The organism is Micromonospora sp. C28ISP2-4 (assembly GCF_030519385.1).
In the GTDB taxonomy this organism is placed as follows: Bacteria; Actinomycetota; Actinomycetes; order Mycobacteriales; family Micromonosporaceae; genus Micromonospora; species Micromonospora tulbaghiae.
Genome location: NZ_JAUMKG010000001.1, coordinates 852,984 through 868,138, shown reverse-complemented (window position 1 = coordinate 868,138; position 15,155 = coordinate 852,984). Strand labels below are relative to the sequence as shown.

General features: G+C 72.5%; 18 protein-coding genes. 11 read left to right on the top strand and 7 right to left on the bottom strand.

What is annotated here, in order from left to right; genetic code table 11:
* Window positions 1–13 precede the first annotated feature (13 nt).
* Both Q3W68_RS04035 and Q3W68_RS04030 read right to left on the bottom strand, forming a co-directional pair.
* Complete coding sequence (locus Q3W68_RS04035) at window positions 14–367, bottom strand: hypothetical protein (protein ID WP_026268070.1); 354 nt, start codon at window positions 365–367, stop codon at window positions 14–16.
* A 163-nt stretch (window positions 368–530) separates the two neighbouring features.
* The gene (locus Q3W68_RS04030; RefSeq protein WP_302904142.1) at window positions 531–971 is read right to left on the bottom strand and encodes a helix-turn-helix transcriptional regulator; all 441 of its coding nucleotides are present in this window, start codon (window positions 969–971) and stop codon (window positions 531–533) included.
* Between the two features lie 264 nt (window positions 972–1,235).
* On the opposite strand from Q3W68_RS04030, the gene Q3W68_RS04025 reads away from it, so the two are divergent.
* The 6 genes from Q3W68_RS04025 (at window position 1,236) to Q3W68_RS04000 (ending at window position 6,482) form a co-directional block, all read left to right on the top strand.
* Window positions 1,236–1,577, top strand: a complete 342-nt coding sequence (locus tag Q3W68_RS04025) for a hypothetical protein (RefSeq protein ID WP_064447658.1) — start codon at window positions 1,236–1,238, stop codon at window positions 1,575–1,577.
* Window positions 1,574–1,999 (top strand): hypothetical protein, encoded by a 426-nt coding sequence (locus tag Q3W68_RS04020; RefSeq protein WP_302904141.1) that lies wholly within the window; start codon window positions 1,574–1,576, stop codon window positions 1,997–1,999. Before Q3W68_RS04025 ends, Q3W68_RS04020 begins: the two co-directional genes overlap by 4 nt.
* Window positions 2,000–2,315: 316 nt before the next feature.
* Window positions 2,316–3,722, top strand: a complete 1,407-nt coding sequence (locus Q3W68_RS04015) for a PhoH family protein (RefSeq protein WP_302904140.1) — start codon at window positions 2,316–2,318, stop codon at window positions 3,720–3,722.
* A 232-nt stretch (window positions 3,723–3,954) separates the two neighbouring features.
* Window positions 3,955–4,647: a lytic transglycosylase domain-containing protein gene (locus Q3W68_RS04010; protein ID WP_302904139.1), complete on the top strand. Its 693-nt coding sequence runs from the start codon at window positions 3,955–3,957 to the stop codon at window positions 4,645–4,647.
* 103 nt (window positions 4,648–4,750) lie between these two features.
* Window positions 4,751–5,407, top strand: coding sequence for a rhomboid family intramembrane serine protease (locus Q3W68_RS04005; RefSeq protein WP_302904138.1), 657 nt, complete (start codon window positions 4,751–4,753; stop codon window positions 5,405–5,407).
* A gap of 106 nt (window positions 5,408–5,513) precedes the next feature.
* Window positions 5,514–6,482, top strand: coding sequence for an NAD(P)/FAD-dependent oxidoreductase (locus Q3W68_RS04000; protein WP_302904137.1), 969 nt, complete (start codon window positions 5,514–5,516; stop codon window positions 6,480–6,482).
* 12 nt (window positions 6,483–6,494) lie between these two features.
* Here Q3W68_RS04000 and Q3W68_RS03995 read toward each other — a convergent pair whose 3' ends face one another.
* Window positions 6,495–7,181, bottom strand: coding sequence for a TetR/AcrR family transcriptional regulator (locus tag Q3W68_RS03995; protein WP_135243339.1), 687 nt, complete (start codon window positions 7,179–7,181; stop codon window positions 6,495–6,497).
* A 140-nt stretch (window positions 7,182–7,321) separates the two neighbouring features.
* On the opposite strand from Q3W68_RS03995, the gene Q3W68_RS03990 reads away from it, so the two are divergent.
* Entirely contained in the window at window positions 7,322–8,260 is a 939-nt protein-coding gene (locus Q3W68_RS03990) for an NAD-dependent epimerase/dehydratase family protein (protein WP_302904136.1), read from the top strand.
* On the opposite strand, the gene Q3W68_RS03985 is transcribed toward Q3W68_RS03990, so the two are convergent.
* Complete coding sequence (locus Q3W68_RS03985; RefSeq protein WP_302904949.1) at window positions 8,257–9,195, bottom strand: DMT family transporter; 939 nt, start codon at window positions 9,193–9,195, stop codon at window positions 8,257–8,259. The genes Q3W68_RS03990 and Q3W68_RS03985 overlap by 4 nt on opposite strands.
* Window positions 9,196–9,233: 38 nt before the next feature.
* Complete coding sequence (gene glpX, locus Q3W68_RS03980) at window positions 9,234–10,265, bottom strand: class II fructose-bisphosphatase (RefSeq protein ID WP_091415773.1); 1,032 nt, start codon at window positions 10,263–10,265, stop codon at window positions 9,234–9,236.
* Window positions 10,266–10,412: 147 nt separating this feature from the next.
* Between glpX and Q3W68_RS03975 the strand changes: the two genes are divergently transcribed.
* Together Q3W68_RS03975 and Q3W68_RS03970 are read left to right on the top strand one after the other, a co-directional pair.
* Window positions 10,413–11,102 carry a DUF4245 domain-containing protein gene (locus Q3W68_RS03975; protein WP_302904135.1) on the top strand — a complete coding sequence of 230 codons (690 nt, stop codon included), beginning with the start codon at window positions 10,413–10,415 and terminating at the stop codon, window positions 11,100–11,102.
* A gap of 92 nt (window positions 11,103–11,194) precedes the next feature.
* On the top strand, window positions 11,195–12,034 hold the full coding sequence (locus Q3W68_RS03970) for a hypothetical protein (RefSeq protein ID WP_302904134.1): 840 nt from the start codon (window positions 11,195–11,197) through the stop codon (window positions 12,032–12,034).
* Between the two features lie 40 nt (window positions 12,035–12,074).
* On the opposite strand, the gene Q3W68_RS03965 is transcribed toward Q3W68_RS03970, so the two are convergent.
* Together Q3W68_RS03965 and xseA are read right to left on the bottom strand one after the other, a co-directional pair.
* Window positions 12,075–12,287, bottom strand: a complete 213-nt coding sequence (locus tag Q3W68_RS03965) for an exodeoxyribonuclease VII small subunit (protein ID WP_018786156.1) — start codon at window positions 12,285–12,287, stop codon at window positions 12,075–12,077.
* A gap of 13 nt (window positions 12,288–12,300) precedes the next feature.
* The gene (gene xseA / locus Q3W68_RS03960) at window positions 12,301–13,512 is read right to left on the bottom strand and encodes an exodeoxyribonuclease VII large subunit (protein ID WP_302904948.1); all 1,212 of its coding nucleotides are present in this window, start codon (window positions 13,510–13,512) and stop codon (window positions 12,301–12,303) included.
* Between the two features lie 150 nt (window positions 13,513–13,662).
* Here xseA and Q3W68_RS03955 point away from each other — a divergent pair, with 150 nt between their 5' ends.
* Together Q3W68_RS03955 and Q3W68_RS03950 are read left to right on the top strand one after the other, a co-directional pair.
* Window positions 13,663–14,652, top strand: a complete 990-nt coding sequence (locus Q3W68_RS03955) for a 4-hydroxy-3-methylbut-2-enyl diphosphate reductase (protein WP_302904133.1) — start codon at window positions 13,663–13,665, stop codon at window positions 14,650–14,652.
* A gap of 38 nt (window positions 14,653–14,690) precedes the next feature.
* Window positions 14,691–15,107: a hypothetical protein gene (locus Q3W68_RS03950; RefSeq protein ID WP_302904132.1), complete on the top strand. Its 417-nt coding sequence runs from the start codon at window positions 14,691–14,693 to the stop codon at window positions 15,105–15,107.
* Window positions 15,108–15,155: the final 48 nt, after the last annotated feature.

Genomic DNA, 15,155 nt, shown 5'->3' with positions numbered 1-15,155 from the left:
GAACGACGTGGGATCAGCGTTCGGCGGCTCCTCGTCCCCGGCGACCGAACGGCACCACAGCGGCGTCCTGCCCGTGGCTGAGCAGGTAGCCCTCCACGAAGCCGGTGTTGCGGTCGCCGGTGTGCGCCTCGATCTCGTTGAGCCGCGCCACCAGGAACTCGGTGAGCGCGCTGACCCGGTCGTTGAGCCGATCGTGCAGCTCGGCGACGACGGCGAGGATCACCGCGGTGCCGGCTGTGGTGAGCGCGAAGAGGTTGACGACCAGGGGAAGCTGCCCGCCGTCCAGTACGCCGACCACCACGTTGCCGGTCACGCACGATGTCAGCGACACCACCGCGACCACGACTGCCAACCATTTCAGGGTCATGGACAGACCCCTCCTTCTGTCCCGCAGGGCTGGGTTCGGCTGTGTCCCGTCCCCCCGCCGATGACGAGCCCCTAGCAGTACAAACGTGGACGCTAGCGGGTCCGTTCCGTCCCCGCGGCGAAACGATCGGGTCCGACCTTCCGTTCTTTCGCCATCTGAGGAACTACCCGGCTTGTTTACCCCTATTTCGGACAGCACCCGGCAGAGTCGGGCGATATGCGAGGTACCGAATGGTTTCCCGAATGTGGAACTTCTCCGCGTCGGACACGTTCGGGTCGACCAGCCGGCGCAGCAGCGCCTCCACGTCCGGGTCCATCGGGGGCGGGGCCGGCGCGGTACGCGGCCCGGCGGTCCGGTCCCAGCCGAGCGCTGTGAACGCGGCGGCCGGATCGAGCCCCAGTCCTTCGCAGAAGGCGACCACCCGCTCCGCCTCCGGGTCGCTGGCCCAGTCGCCGCGTACCCATCGGTTGATGGTCTGGCGGGAGACGCCGGTGCGCCGGGAGACCTCGGTGCCGCTCCAGGCCCTTAGCGCGCGGGCGTCGTCGAGCGCGCGCCGGACGAAGGTGGCGAACGCGATCTTCCGTGCGTTGGTCGTCTCGGTCACCCCGTGACGGTACGGCCAGTCGGTCCCGAGGGGGCGGCTCGGCACGCTGCTGTCACGCCGACGTGACGACGATCGGGGATTTCCGGTAAACGATTCAGTGCTGCTCCTGAGGGGTGTCACCCGGGCAGAATAGATGGACGCCAGTACGGCGGCAAAGGGCTGAAAAGCTGATACTGTCACGCTCATGAGACAACTTACGGTGTGTCACGTGCTTGAGACGACGAGTGCTCACATGCGTCACTCCGCGGGTGCCGAGGGGGTCTCGTGACCGAGCTCGCGACCCGCGCCCAGGCCTTCGGGCTGATCGCGGACGGAGTGTCAGCCGGGCTGAGCGCCCCCTGGCGTCTCTATCTCGCCCGCGGGTGCCGGTACCTCTCACTCAGCGTCGGTGACCGGGGGGAGTGGGACGCCTGGCGGACCCACCTCGGCTGCCCCGAGCTGAGCGTGCGGGTCTACGACTCCGGTGGGGAGATCCGCCGGGCGTCGGTGGCCGAGGTGATCCTCGACGGATGCCGGATCAGCGTCGAGCTGGTCGAGGAGGTCAGCACCGACGACCTGGAGCGGCTGCTGGTCGTCGACCCGCTGCCCGGGACGGACGAGCGATGACCCCCTTTCTCGCCGTGGTGCTCGTCCTCGTGCTCGGCTCCACCTGCTACGCGGCCGGCCGCCTGCACGGCCAGCTCAGCTACCGCATCGGTTACCGGTTCGGTTACCGCCAGGGCTACTTCGACGGCGACCGGGGCGCCTGGAACCGCCGTCGGCGCGACGCCCAGGCGGCCATCGCCTCGGCGCTGTCCGGTCCCGGCCCGACTGTGGTGACCTCCGCCGGGCGCTCGACCGCACCGTTCGCCGGCACCTCGGTACCCGCGGCGGTCGCCGCCCGGCCCGGCTCGGCCCCGGCCGTACGCGTCACCGCCACCGCCCAGCTCGGCGCCGTCGGCCGGGTGGGCACCACGTACACCGGGTCGTCGTTCGGCGCGGCCGGCGCCGGACCGCGGGCCGGCACGCTGGTGCGCCGCCAGGGCTGAGGCCCGCGCCGCGTCGCGGCGCGCAGTGGACGACCGGCCGGGGTGCGCGCAGGGGGCATGCATCCCGGCCGGTTCCGGTCCGCCCGTCACCCGAACAGGTGTACGTCCCGCGAAGACCACGCGATGATCCACGCGCACCTCTAGCCCAGCGGCCCCGCGGCGATTAGCGTCTAGGCATGGCACGGGGTTTTCCCGGGCCAGCCGGACAGCCCGGACCTGCGTCCTCGCGCACGGGGCCCGCATCCGACCCCGTGTCCTCCGGGCACCGGAAGAGGCGGAACTCGGGTGGCCGGGTGCCCATCCGCGGAGCAGGCCTGTGACCACTCGCCGTACCCCCGCCGGAGCCGAGCAGACCCCGGCCTCGACCGCCCCGACCCGCCGGACCACCCGCAGCCGCCGCGCCGCCGCCGCGGAGGCCGAGGAGCCCCGACCAGCAGGCCCGGCCTTCGTCCTGGACACCTCGGTCCTGCTGTCCGACCCGGCGGCGTTCCACCGCTTCGCCGAGCACGAGGTCGTGCTGCCGCTGGTGGTGATCTCCGAGCTGGAGGGCAAGCGCCACCATCCCGAGCTGGGCTGGTTCGCCCGCCAGTCGCTGCGCATGCTGGACGAGCTGCGCGTGCGGCACGGCCGGCTGGATCGTCCGGTGCCCGCCAACGACCAGGGCGGCACGCTGCGGGTGGAGCTGAACCACACCGACGACGGGGTGCTGCCACCCGGCTTCCGCAACGAGTCGAACGACGCCCGCATCCTGTCCGTGGCGCTCAACCTGGCCGCCGAGGGGCGTGAGGTCACGCTCGTCAGCAAGGACATGCCGCTGCGGGTGAAGGCGGCCTCGGTGGGTCTGCGCGCCGACGAGTACCGGCACGGTCAGGCCAGCGACCCGACCTGGACCGGGATGGCCGAGCTGGACCTGGCCGAGGAGGAGATCGGCCGGCTGTACGCGGGCGAGACGCTCGACGTCGACGCCGCGGCGGGTCTGCCCTGCCACACCGGCCTGGTGCTGCACTCGGGGCGGGGCTCGGCGCTGGGCCGGGTGCTGCCGGACAAGACGGTCCGGCTGGTCCGGGGCGACCGGGAGGCGTTCGGCGTGCACGGGCGCTCGGCGGAGCAGCGGGTCGCGCTCGACCTGCTGCTGGACGAGTCCATCGGCATCGTGTCGCTGGGCGGGCGGGCCGGCACCGGCAAGTCCGCGCTGGCGCTCTGCGCCGGTCTGGAGGCGGTGATGGAGCGGCGCCGGCACAAGAAGGTGATCGTGTTCCGTCCCCTGTACGCGGTCGGCGGCCAGGAACTCGGCTACCTGCCCGGGTCGGAGTCGGAGAAGATGTCGCCCTGGGCGCAGGCCGTCTTCGACACGCTCGGCTCGGTGGTGCACGAGAACGTGCTGGAGGAGGTCACCTCGCGCGGGCTGCTGGAGGTACTGCCACTGACCCACATCCGCGGCCGGAGCCTGCACGACGCGTTCGTCATCGTGGACGAGGCGCAGTCGCTGGAGCGGGGCGTACTCCTCACCGTGCTGTCGCGCATCGGCCAGGGGTCGCGGGTGGTGCTCACCCACGACGTGGCCCAGCGGGACAATCTGCGGGTCGGCCGGCACGACGGGGTGACGGCGGTGATCGAGGCGCTGAAGGGGCATCCCCTCTTCGCGCACGTCACGCTCAGCCGATCGGAGCGATCTCCGATCGCCGCCATGGTCACCGATCTGCTGGAAGACATCCCCGGCTGACCGCGCCTTTCGTCCTACTTTGTCCGAATTTTCGGGGTGACGCAGATCACTTTTGGGCCCGGCCATTTCCCACCGGCCTCACTGTGCGCAATGGTGTCCATCGAGCGTCACCTACCACTCGGGAGCCGGACACGGCCCGGAGTCACACCGGTACCGGTGCGCTCACGGCACCGGCGTGACCCGACCCGGACATGCGCGTGCCGTGTCCCTGCCCCCGACGAAGGGAAACTTCGTGAGTCGGCTGTGGAGCCGGTTCGGCGCCCGTACGGCCGCTGTCGCGCTGCTCTCCGTGGGCGCCGCCGGCGGCTTCTATCTGGGTGAGGATCGACAGACCCAGCAGCAGGGCCTGACCGCGCAGGTCGGTCTGGAGGTCGACCAGGCGGAGCACGCGTACCAGCGCGACCGGCTGTCCGACCACCGCGTGGACTCGTCCCGGCAGCGTGCCGCCGAGTACCAGGCGAAGCTGCGTGCCGCCGCGGCGGCGAAGGAGGCCGCCGAGCGGGCCAAGAAGGCCGAGGCGGCCGCCGCCACCCGCAAGAAGGAGCGGGCCGCCGCCGAGGAGGCGGAGAAGGAGGCGAAGGTCAAGCCGTACGACGGCCCGATCCCGTCCTCCTGCGCCGAGTACAGCGGCAACCGGAAGATCGGTTGCGCCATCATGCTCGACGAGGGCTTCGGCATCGACCAGTTCCCGTGTCTGGACAAGCTCTGGACCAAGGAGAGCGGCTGGAACGCGAAGGCGGAGAACAAGTCCTCCGGGGCATACGGGATCCCGCAGGCCCTGCCCGGCAGCAAGATGGCCTCGGTCGCCGACGACTGGAAGACCAACCCGGCGACCCAGATCAAGTGGGGTCTCGGCTACATCGAGGGCCGGTACGACAACCCCTGCGGCGCGTGGCAGAAGTCGCAGAGTTCGGGCTGGTACTGACATCACCACGACGGCGGGACACGCGGACAGAGCCGGGTGTCCCGCCGCCGTCGTGCCGCCGCCCGACTGGCGGCCCGCCGCTTTTGCTGATAGCTCTTGGTAGGTGACCTGGCACGGCGGCCCCAGCGGCGACCCCTACCGGTTCGGCACCGACGCGTTCTACGCGGCGCTGGGCCGGGCCTTCGTCGCCATGTGTGCGGTCGTGCCGGTGCTGTTCCTCATCGAGGCGCTCGACGTCGGGCTGCGACTCGGGCTGGACTACACCGCCGGGATCATCCCGCAGCGGCTGCAGGGCCTGGACGGCGTCTTCTTCTCGCCGTTCCTGCACGCCGGCTGGAACCACCTCTACAGCAACAGCATCCCGCTGATCCTGCTCGGCACGTTCGTGCTCGCCGCGGGCACCCGCCGGTTCCTCTGGTCCACCGCCGTGATCATCCTGGTCAGCGGCCTGGGTGTCTGGTTCACCGGCTCACCCAACTCGGTCGTGGTCGGCGCCAGCGGCGTGATCTTCGGCTATCTCGGCATCCTGCTCACCCGGGGCGTGGTGGAGCGGAGCTGGTGGAACTTCGCCGTCGGCCTGCTGGTCGGGTTGCTCTACGGCTGGCAACTGCTCGGCATCCTGCCGACCGACGAGCGCATCTCCTGGCAGGGCCACCTGTTCGGGCTGCTCGGCGGCGTGATCGCGGCGATCCTGTTCCGCCGCCGCAACGACACCGGCGAGTCCGACCGCCTCGGCTCACCGAGGATGACGCTGCCCTGACGGCGCGTTGATCGAACCGCGGGACGTGCTTGCCCGCGACCACCCACCCGCCTACCGTTTCCGCATCAGCACGGGTTCATCCCGAAGCGGAAAGTGACGGTACGCCATGCGCGAGGTCGATGTCGCCGTGATCGGGGCCGGTCCCGCCGGGCTCTTCGCCGCCTACTACGCCGGTTTCCGTGGACTCTCCGTGTCGGTGATCGACGCGCTGCCCGAGCCGGGTGGCCAGGTCACCGCCATGTACCCGGAGAAGCTGATCCTCGACGTCGCCGGCTTCCCCGCGATCAAGGGCCGCGAGCTGGTCACGAACCTGGTCGCCCAGGCCGCGCCGTTCCACCCCGACTACCGGCTCGGCGTACGCGCGGAGAAGCTGTCCTACCTCGACGGCCGGCCGGTGCTCGGCCTCGCCGGCGGTGAGCAGCTCAGCTGCGGCGCGGTGCTGGTCACCGGCGGGCTCGGCAGCTTCACGCCCCGGCCGCTGCCGGTCGCGGAGAGCTTCACCGGCGGCGGGATCGTCTACTTCGTGCCGCAGCCGGCCGAGCTGACCGACCGGCACGTGCTCATCGTCGGCGGCGGCGACTCGGCGTTCGACTGGGCGGCCACGCTCGCGCCGCTGGCCCGGTCGGTGACGCTGGTGCACCGGCGGGACCGCTTCCGGGCGCACGCCGCCACCATCGAGCGCGTCCGCGCGCTGCCGGTGCGGATCGTGGTCAACGCCGAGGTGAGCCGGCTGTACGGCGAGGAGACGGTCACCGGCGCCGAGCTGACCGTACGCGGCGGCGAGGTGGAGACACTGCCGGTGGACACGGTGGTGGCCGCGCTCGGCTTCACCGCCGACCTCGGCCCGCTCGCCGAGTGGGGGCTGAACCTCGACCGGCGGCACATCCTGGTGGACAGCGCGATGGCCACCAACCTGCCCCGGGTGTTCGCGGCCGGGGACATCACCGAGTACCCGGGCAAGGTCCGCCTGATCGCCACCGGCTTCGGTGAGGCCGCCACCGCCGTCAACAACGCGGCTGTCGTCATCGACCCGACCGCGCACCTGTTCCCCGGTCACTCATCCGACGGCACCTGACGCCGATCGGCGTCAGGGCAGGCCGACCAGGTCCGCCATCAGGCCGATCTGGTGGTCGAAGTACTCGTCGCGGTGCGGCAGCGCCCGGTTGATCCGGCCGAACAGCTCGAAGCTGATCAGCCCGAACAGCTGGGTCCAGCCGGCCATGCCGCGCGCCAGCAGCGCGGGCGGCACGTCCATACCGAGCAGCCCGACCAGTTCGGCCACGTCGCCGCGCAGCGGCTCGGGCAACTCCTCGTCGGGTGGGGCGAGCCGGCCGGAGGCCAGCCCGTCGCGCAGGATGCCGACCAGGGTCACCGGGGGGCGCTGGGCCGGCGCGACCGTGTCGTCAGGTGCCGCGTACCCGGGCACCGGGCTGCCGTAGAGCAGCGCGTACTCGGCGGGGTGGGCCAGCGCCCACGTGCGCGCGGCCCGGCAGGCGGCGAGCCAGCGCCCGCGCAGGTCGGCCTGGTCGGCGGCGGCGTCGGCCGCCTCCACCGCGTCGCCGAGCGCGTCGTACGCCTCCAGGATCAGCGCGGTGAGCAGGTCGTCGCGGCTGGGGAAGTAGCGGTAGATCGCCGAGGAGACCATGCCGAGGTCCCGGGCCACCGCGCGCAGCGAGAGGTTCGCGCCGTCGGTGTCCAGGTGGCGGCGGGCGACCGTCTTGATCTCTTCGATCATCCCGGCGCGGACCCGGGCGCGGAGCGAGGGAGCGACCATGTCCCCACTCTGCCACGGATGAGAGCAGCAATCAAAAGAGAGAGCACTGCTCTTGACGCGGCCCACTAGCATGAGTCATGCTCCATTGCGAGAGCGCTGCTCTCGATTCGGACGACTGCTTCTGTGAAGGTGGACCTGTCATGGCACTGCACGTGATCGTCGGCGCCGGCCCCGTCGGCACCGCCACCGCCCGCCTCCTCGCCGAACGCGGCGAGCGGGTGCGGGTGGTCACCCGGCGTGGCACCGGCCCCGAGCACCAGGCGATCGAGCGGGTGGCCGCCGACGCCGCCGACGCGGACCGGCTCGCCGCCCTCAGCGAGGGTGCGGCCGCGCTCTACAACTGCGCCAACCCCGAGTACCACACCTGGCAGAGGGACTGGCCGCCGCTCGCAGCCGCCCTGCTCACCGCCGCCGAGCGCAGCGGCGCCGTGCTCGCCACGGTCGGCAACCTCTACGGGTACGGCCCGGTAGACGCCCCGATGACCGAGGCGACCCCGCTCGCCGCCACCGGCGTCAAGGGCCGGGTCCGCAACCGGATGTGGGCCGACGCCCTGGCCGCCCACCGCGCCGGCCGGGCCCGGATCACCGAGGTGCGCGGCTCCGACTACATCGGCCTCGGTGGCAAGTCGCTGCCCATGATGGTGCTGCCCAAGGTGCTCGCCGGGCAGCGGGTCTTCCTGCCGGTCGCCTGGGACGCGCCGCACACCTGGACGTACCTGGGAGACGTCGCCCGTACCCTCGCCGCCGCCGCCACCGATCCGCGGGCCTGGGGACGGGCCTGGCACGTGCCCAGCGCGCCCCCGGTGTCCATGCGGACGGTCGCCGAACGGGCGGCGGAGCGGGCCGGGGCGCCGACGCCCCGGCTGACCCGGATGCCCTACCCGGTGCTCTGGCTCGGTGGCCTGGCCGACCCGTTCGCCCGGGAGATGCGGGAGACCGCGCACCAGTTCGCCGGCCCGTTCGTGATGGACTCCTCCGCCGCGAGCGAGACGTTCGGGATCGAGGGGACGCCGCTGGACCGGGTCCTCGACGAGATGGTCACCGGCCTGCGCGCCGCCGCGCCCGCCGCCGCCCGTTAGGCGCGGCGGGTCGGGCCGAAGGCGGCGACGAGCACGGCAACCATGGTCAGCGCCGCTCCGAGCAGCGTGTCCAGCCCCGGATGCGAGGCGGCGGTCGGCAGCACCAGGTCCAGCAGCACCGCGCCGACGATCTGCCCGGCGATCGTGGCCAGGCCGAGCAGCAGCACCCCGGTGAACCGGACGAGGGCGGCGGCCAGCGCGATGAACACGATCCCGAGCGGGCCGCCGAGGTAGAGCCACGGCTCGTCCGGGAACGCCCCGGCCGGTCGCCCGCGTACCGCCAGGTCCGCCGCGAAGGTCACGAGCAGCGCCGCCGTGCCGACTGTGAAGTTCACGAGCGTGGCGGTCATGGCGCTGCCCGCCGCCGCCCGGACCCGCCCGTTGACCGCCTGCTGCCAGGCGATGCCCACCCCCGCCGCCAGCGGCAGCAGGGCCAGCGCCAGCGCCTGCGGGTCGCCGAGGCGGTCGCCCACCGCCAGCAGGACGGCGAGCACTGTGAGCACTGCGCCGATCAGCCGGTTCGGGGTGACCGGCTGCCGGCCGCTCGGGCCGATGCCGGCCCGGTCGACGAGCAGGCTGCTGCCGGACTGCCCGGCCACCACCGCGACGGTGAAGACCGCCACGCCGAGCGCGCCGATGGTCAGCCCCTGCGTCGCCACCAGGAACGCGCCGCACACGCCGCCCAGGCACTGCCACGGTCGCAGCGTGCCGGCGCGCAGCGCACCGCGCAGGGCGGCCAGTCCCCGCCGGCCACCGGGGGTGGCGGGGACCAGCACCAGCAGGATCAGCAGACCAACGCCGAACGAGACCACCGCGGCGGCGATCCCGTCGGCCAGGCGTACGCCCAGCTCCCCGTTGATCCGGGACTGGACGGCGACCATCACGCCCGAGGCGGTGGCCAACCCGACACCGGCGACACGTCGCCCGGTCGACAGCGTCGGCGGTGCCGGTGGTGCCGCCGTCCCGGCTCTGCTCACTCCTGCTCGGCCAGCGGACGACCGTCGAAGTCGACGGCCGAGTAGAGGGCGAGCTTCTCCAGCCGGTGGTACGAGTCGATCACCCGGATCGTGCCGCTCTTGGAACGCATCACGATCGACTGGGTGTACGCGCCGCCGGAGCGGTACCGCACGCCGCGCAGCAGGTCGCCGGAGGTGACGCCGGTGGCCACGAAGAAGCAGTTGTCGCCGGTGACCAGGTCGTCGGTGAAGAGCACCCGGTCCAGGTCGTGCCCGGCGTCCAGCGCCTTGCGGCGCTCGTCGGAGTCCTTCGGCCAGAGCTTGGCCTGCATCATGCCGCCCATGCACTTGAGCGCGCAGGCGGCGGTGATGCCCTCCGGGGTGCCGCCGATGCCCATCAGCACGTCCACGTCCGACTCGCCGCGAGCCGCCGCGATGGCGCCCGCGATGTCGCCGTCGGAGATGAACCGGATCCCGGCGCCGGTACGCCGGATCTGCTTGACCAGGTCGTCGTGGCGCGACCGGTCCAGCACGCACACCGTCACCTCGGCGGCGTCGGTGCCCTTGACCTTGGCGATCCGGTTGATGTTCTCGGCCACCCCGGCGTTGATGTCCACCACGTCGGCGTACATCGGGCCGACCGCCAGCTTCTCCATGTAGAAGACCGCGCTCGGGTCGAACATCGCGCCGCGCTCGGCCACCGCGAGCACCGCCAGCGCGTTCGGCATGCCCTTGCTCATCAGCGTGGTGCCGTCGATCGGGTCGACCGCCACGTCCACCTCGGGGCCGGTCCCGTCGCCGACCTCCTCGCCGTTGAACAGCATCGGGGCGTTGTCCTTCTCGCCCTCGCCGATCACCACGACACCGCGCATGGGGATCGAGTTGATCAGCTTTCGCATGGCGTCGACCGCTGCGCCGTCGCCGCCTTCCTTGTCGCCCCGGCCGACCCAGCGGCCGGCGGCCATCGCCGCGGCCTCGGTGACCCGGACCAGATCGAGGGCGAGGTTGCGGTCGAGATCCTGGGGCGTCCGCGTCCTGGTGGTTGTCATGGCGGCCTCCTCGCGACGTTGCGGGGTGGGACCGGCGGCCACCGCCGCCGGTTTTGTCGCTGATCCTCACACGATCTCAGGTTCGCCGTCCCGGCGGGGCGGAGGAGGCCAGGATCACGTCCCCCGGTGGGCTGCGACAATGGCCCTGTGGAAGCCGCACAGCCTGCCGACCGCACACCGACCGACGCCACCCCGCCGGAGGGCCAGCCGCCGGTCCGACCGGACGGCGGCCCGGCCCCGACCGAGGGTCAGCCCGCGCTCGTCGCGGACCGGGGTGAGCCGGCCGCCGTAGCGGACACCCCCGCGCCGCCCGCCGGCAAGGAGAAGGCCCGGTCCGAGCGGTCACCGAAGGACATGGCGCTGTCCCTGCTGATCCTGCTGGTCCCGATCGCGCTGCTGCTCGCCTTCTACCGCGGCTTCCTCGGCGGCGACTCGCCGGTCACCGTCGACCCGGCGCCCGCGCTGGAGCAGGCCCGCTCCGCGAACGTCTTCCCGGTCAGCGAGCCGACCGGGCTGGGCGACGACTGGCGTACGGTCAACGCCCGCTTCCGGACCGAGGCGGACGGCTCGACGCTGCGGATCGGGTACGTGACCCCGGAGGGCCGGGGCGCGCAGCTCGTGGAGAGCAACGTCCCGGCGGAGAAGCTGCTGCCGGCCGAGCTGACCGAGGGGCAGCCGCAGGGCGCTGCCGACCTGCCCGGCGGGCTGAGCTGGCAGCGCTACACCGCACGCGGCAACGAGCATGCGCTCGTCCTGCTGGAGCCGAACCGCACGGTGATCGTCGTGGGTGACGCGGGCGAGACGGAGCTGCGCAAGCTCGCCACGTCGCTGCGCTGACGTCCTCCCTCCGGGTGACGCGGGATTGCGGAACCCCGCTTCCGGGAACAGAAGGGACATCGAGCCCGGACGACCCACCTGGAGAGGTTGACGTGAAGATACGACGCTTCAGCGCCACCGCGTTCGCCGCGGCGCTGCTCATTCCCGGCCTGGCGGCCTGCAACGGCAACGGGACGACGTCCGACGCCTCCGCGACCCCGAGCGCCTCCGGCAGCGTCGCACCGAGCGCCACGGCGTCCAGCAGCGCTGCCAAGCAGGCTCTGCTCGACTCCACGAACGCGATCCGCGAGGGGAACTTCAAGTTCTCCATGACCGGCGCTGGCTCCACCGCCGAGGGGCAGGTGCACGAGCCGAGCCAGAGCGCCGACATGCGGATGACCATCGGCGACCCGTCGTCGGACCTGATGATGAAGCTGGACCTCATCCACGCCAAGCCGGACAGCTGGGTGAAGCTGGAACTCGGCGGCACCGCTGCGGCGCAGATCCCCGGCGTGAAGAACCTCAACACCGGCAAGTACCACCACCTCGACCAGAACCGGATCAAGGGCAACCGGGCGCTGGGCTTCGACTTCGAGAAGCTCGACCCGGCCGGCAGCGCCGTGCTCACCCAGGGCATCACCGAGGTACGGCAGACCGGCGAGGGTGCGTACGAGGGCACAGTCGACGTGTCGAAGGCCGCCGAGGCGGGTTCGCTCGACCCGGCCGTGATCACCGCGCTCGGGGCGCAGGCCCAGTCGGTGCCGTTCACCGCCAAGGTGGACACGCAGGGCCGGCTCAGCGAGATGGTGCTCAAGATCCCGGCCGCCGGCCAGAGCGCCGCCCAGGATCTGAAGATCACCTACACCGACTACGGCAACGCGTCGGCGGCCCAGAAGCCCCCGGCCGACCAGGTCGTCGAGGCCCCCGCCGAGCTGTACAACCTGTTCAACTGAGGTCTGCGGTGGGGTTCGGCGATCGCGCCGAACCCCACCGTCAGTCCTCGCTACGCTGCCGGGCGGCGTCGATGCGGGCGCGGGCACCGTCCAGCCAGCGCTGGCACACCCCGGCGAGCTGCTCGCCGCGCTCCCAGAGGGCCAGCGACTCCTCCAGCGAGGTGCCGCCCGCCTCCAGCTTCTCCACCACCGAGGCCAGCTCGGCGCGGGCCTGCTCGTAGCTGAGCTGTTCGTCCTGCTTCGTCCCGGTCATCGTCTCTCTTCCCTCAGCCGTCGACGGTGGCGGTCAGCTCGCCCTCGGCGAGGCGTACCCGCAGTGGATCGCCCTTTGCCACCTCGGAGGCCGCGCGGACGACGTGGCCGTCGCCGCGCTGCACGATCGCGTAGCCGCGCTCCAGCGTGGCCGCCGGGGACAGCGCGCGCAGCCGGGCCAGCGTGTGCCGCAGGTCGTCGGTGGCGCCGCGCAGCCGATGCTCCAGGGACCGGCCGGCGCGGTCGCGCAGCGCGGACACCTCCACGGACCGCTGCTCGACCATCACCTGCGGGCGGGCCAGCACCGGGCGGGAGCGCAGCAGGTCGATCCGGTGCTGCTCCCGGTCGACCAGGTGACGAACGGCCCGTTCGAGCCGGGACCGGGCCTGGCCGATCAGCCGGACCTCCTCGGTCAGGTCCGGCACGATGCGCTTCGCCGCGTCGGTCGGGGTCGAGGCGCGCACGTCGGCCACGTAGTCGAGCAGCGGCGCGTCCGTCTCGTGGCCGATCGCGCTGACCACAGGTGTGCGGCAGGCGAAGACCGCCCGGCACAGCGCCTCGTCGGAGAAGGGCAGCAGATCCTCGATGCCGCCGCCGCCCCGGGCGACGACGATCACGTCGACGGCCGGGTCGGCGTCGAGCACCTTGAGCGCGCCGACGAGGTCGGGCACCGCGCTCGGCCCCTGCACCGCCACGTTGATCGTGCGGAAGTCGACAGCGGGCCATCGGCGGCGGGCGTTGGTCAGCACGTCCCGCTCGGCCGCCGAGGCGCGGCCGGTGATCAGGCCGACCCGGCCCGGCAGGAACGGCAGCCGACGCTTGCGGGCCCTGTCGAACAGGCCCTCGGCGGCGAGCAGCTTCTTGAGCTTCTCCAGCCGGGCCAGCAGCTCACCGAGGCCGACCTGGCGGATCTCGTCGGCCCGCAGGCTGAGCGTGCCCCGCGCGGCGTAGAACTCGGGCTTGGCGTGCAGCACCACCCGGGCGCCCTCGCGCAACTCCGGCGCGCCCGCGTCCAGCACGTCGCGGTTGGTGGTGACGGTGAGGCTGAGGTCGGCCGACGGGTCGCGCAGCGTGAGGAAGACGGTGCTCGCGCCGGGCCGGCGGCTGATCTGCGCCACCTGGCCGTCGACCCAGACCCAGCCCAGGCGGGCGATCCAGGCGCCGACCTTCTGGCTGACCACCCGGACCGGCCACGGCTCGTCCGGCGTGCTCCGGCCGTCCGCCATGCTCTGCCCGTTCGGCCTGCTCTGCCCGTCCGGCCTGCTCTGCCCGTCCTCTCCCGCGCTCACCCGCCCACCCTACGGCCCGGGGCCGACAGCGCCCGCGTGCGCCTCGCGGCCGCTGCCGCTCGGGAGAGCGGCACGTACGATGGGCGGGTGACTGACGCTGAGACGACTCCCCGGACCGGCAAGCGCGTGCTCCTGGCCAACCCCCGCGGCTACTGCGCGGGCGTCGACCGGGCGGTGCAGACCGTCGAGGAGGCGCTGAAGCTCTACGGCGCGCCGATCTACGTGCGCAAGCAGATCGTGCACAACAAGCACGTGGTGCGCACGCTGGAGGCCCAGGGCGCGGTCTTCGTGGAGGAGAACGAGGAGGTGCCGGAGGGCGCCACGGTCATCTTCTCCGCCCACGGCGTCGCCCCCGAGGTCTACGAGCAGGCCAAGCAGCGTTCGCTGCGGGCGATCGACGCCACCTGCCCGCTGGTCACGAAGGTGCACCACGAGGCCCGGCGGTTCGCCGCGCAGGACTACGACATCCTGCTCATCGGCCACGAGGGGCACGAGGAGGTCATCGGCACCGCCGGTGAGGCGCCCGCCCACATCCAGCTCGTCGACGGCCCGGACGGCGTCGACAAGGTCACCGTGCGCGACCCGGAGAAGGTGGTCTGGCTGTCCCAGACCACGCTGTCGGTGGACGAGACGCTGGAGACGGTGGCCCGGCTCAAGAAGCGGCTGCCGCTGCTCCAGTCGCCGCCCAGCGACGACATCTGCTACGCCACCTCCAACCGCCAGCACGTGGTCAAGGAGATCGCCCCCGAGTGCGACGTGGTGATCGTGGTCGGCTCGCGCAACTCCTCGAACTCGGTCCGGCTGGTCGAGGTGGCGCTCGACGCCGGGGCCCGCGCCGGCTACCTGGTCGACTTCGCGCACGAGATCGAGGACGACTGGCTGACCGGGGCCCGGACCGTGGGTGTGACCTCCGGCGCGAGCGTGCCCGACGAACTGGTCCAGCAGGTGCTCGCGCACCTGGCCGAGCGCGGCTTCGGCGACGTCGAGGAGATCACCACAGCCGACGAGCGGCTGACGTTCTCGCTGCCGCAGGAACTCAAGCGCGACATGAAGGCCGCCGCCGCGGCCCGCGCCTGACCGGGAACGGATCCGCCGGCCGCCGCGTCCAACCGACCATGAAGACTCCTCGTACGGTGTTCGTCGCACTGCTCGCCGGCCTCGCGCTGACCGCCTGCGCCGCACCCGGCGACGGGTCCGCCGATTCCAGCCCGAGCCCGAGCCCGAGTACGACGGGAGCCGCCCCCGTGACCAGCCAGCCCGACCCCGGCACCAGCCCGAGCCGTCCGAACCCCTCCTGGAAGGGTGGCCCGTCGACCCCGCCGGGTGTCCGCGGCACCGTCATCAGCGGCACCGTGCAGGCCGGCGTCGAGCCGAACTGCCTCCTGCTCGACGGCCACCTGCTCGTCGGCGGCCCGCGTGACGTGCTCAAGGCCGGCGCCCGGGTCGAGGTCACCGGCCGCCCCGAGCCGGGCATGATGACCACCTGCCAGCAGGGCACCCCGTTCGTGGTCGAGTCCGCCCGCCCTGCCTGACGACACGAAGGAGCCCCGCCCCCTGCGAGAGGGGACGGGGCTCCGTCG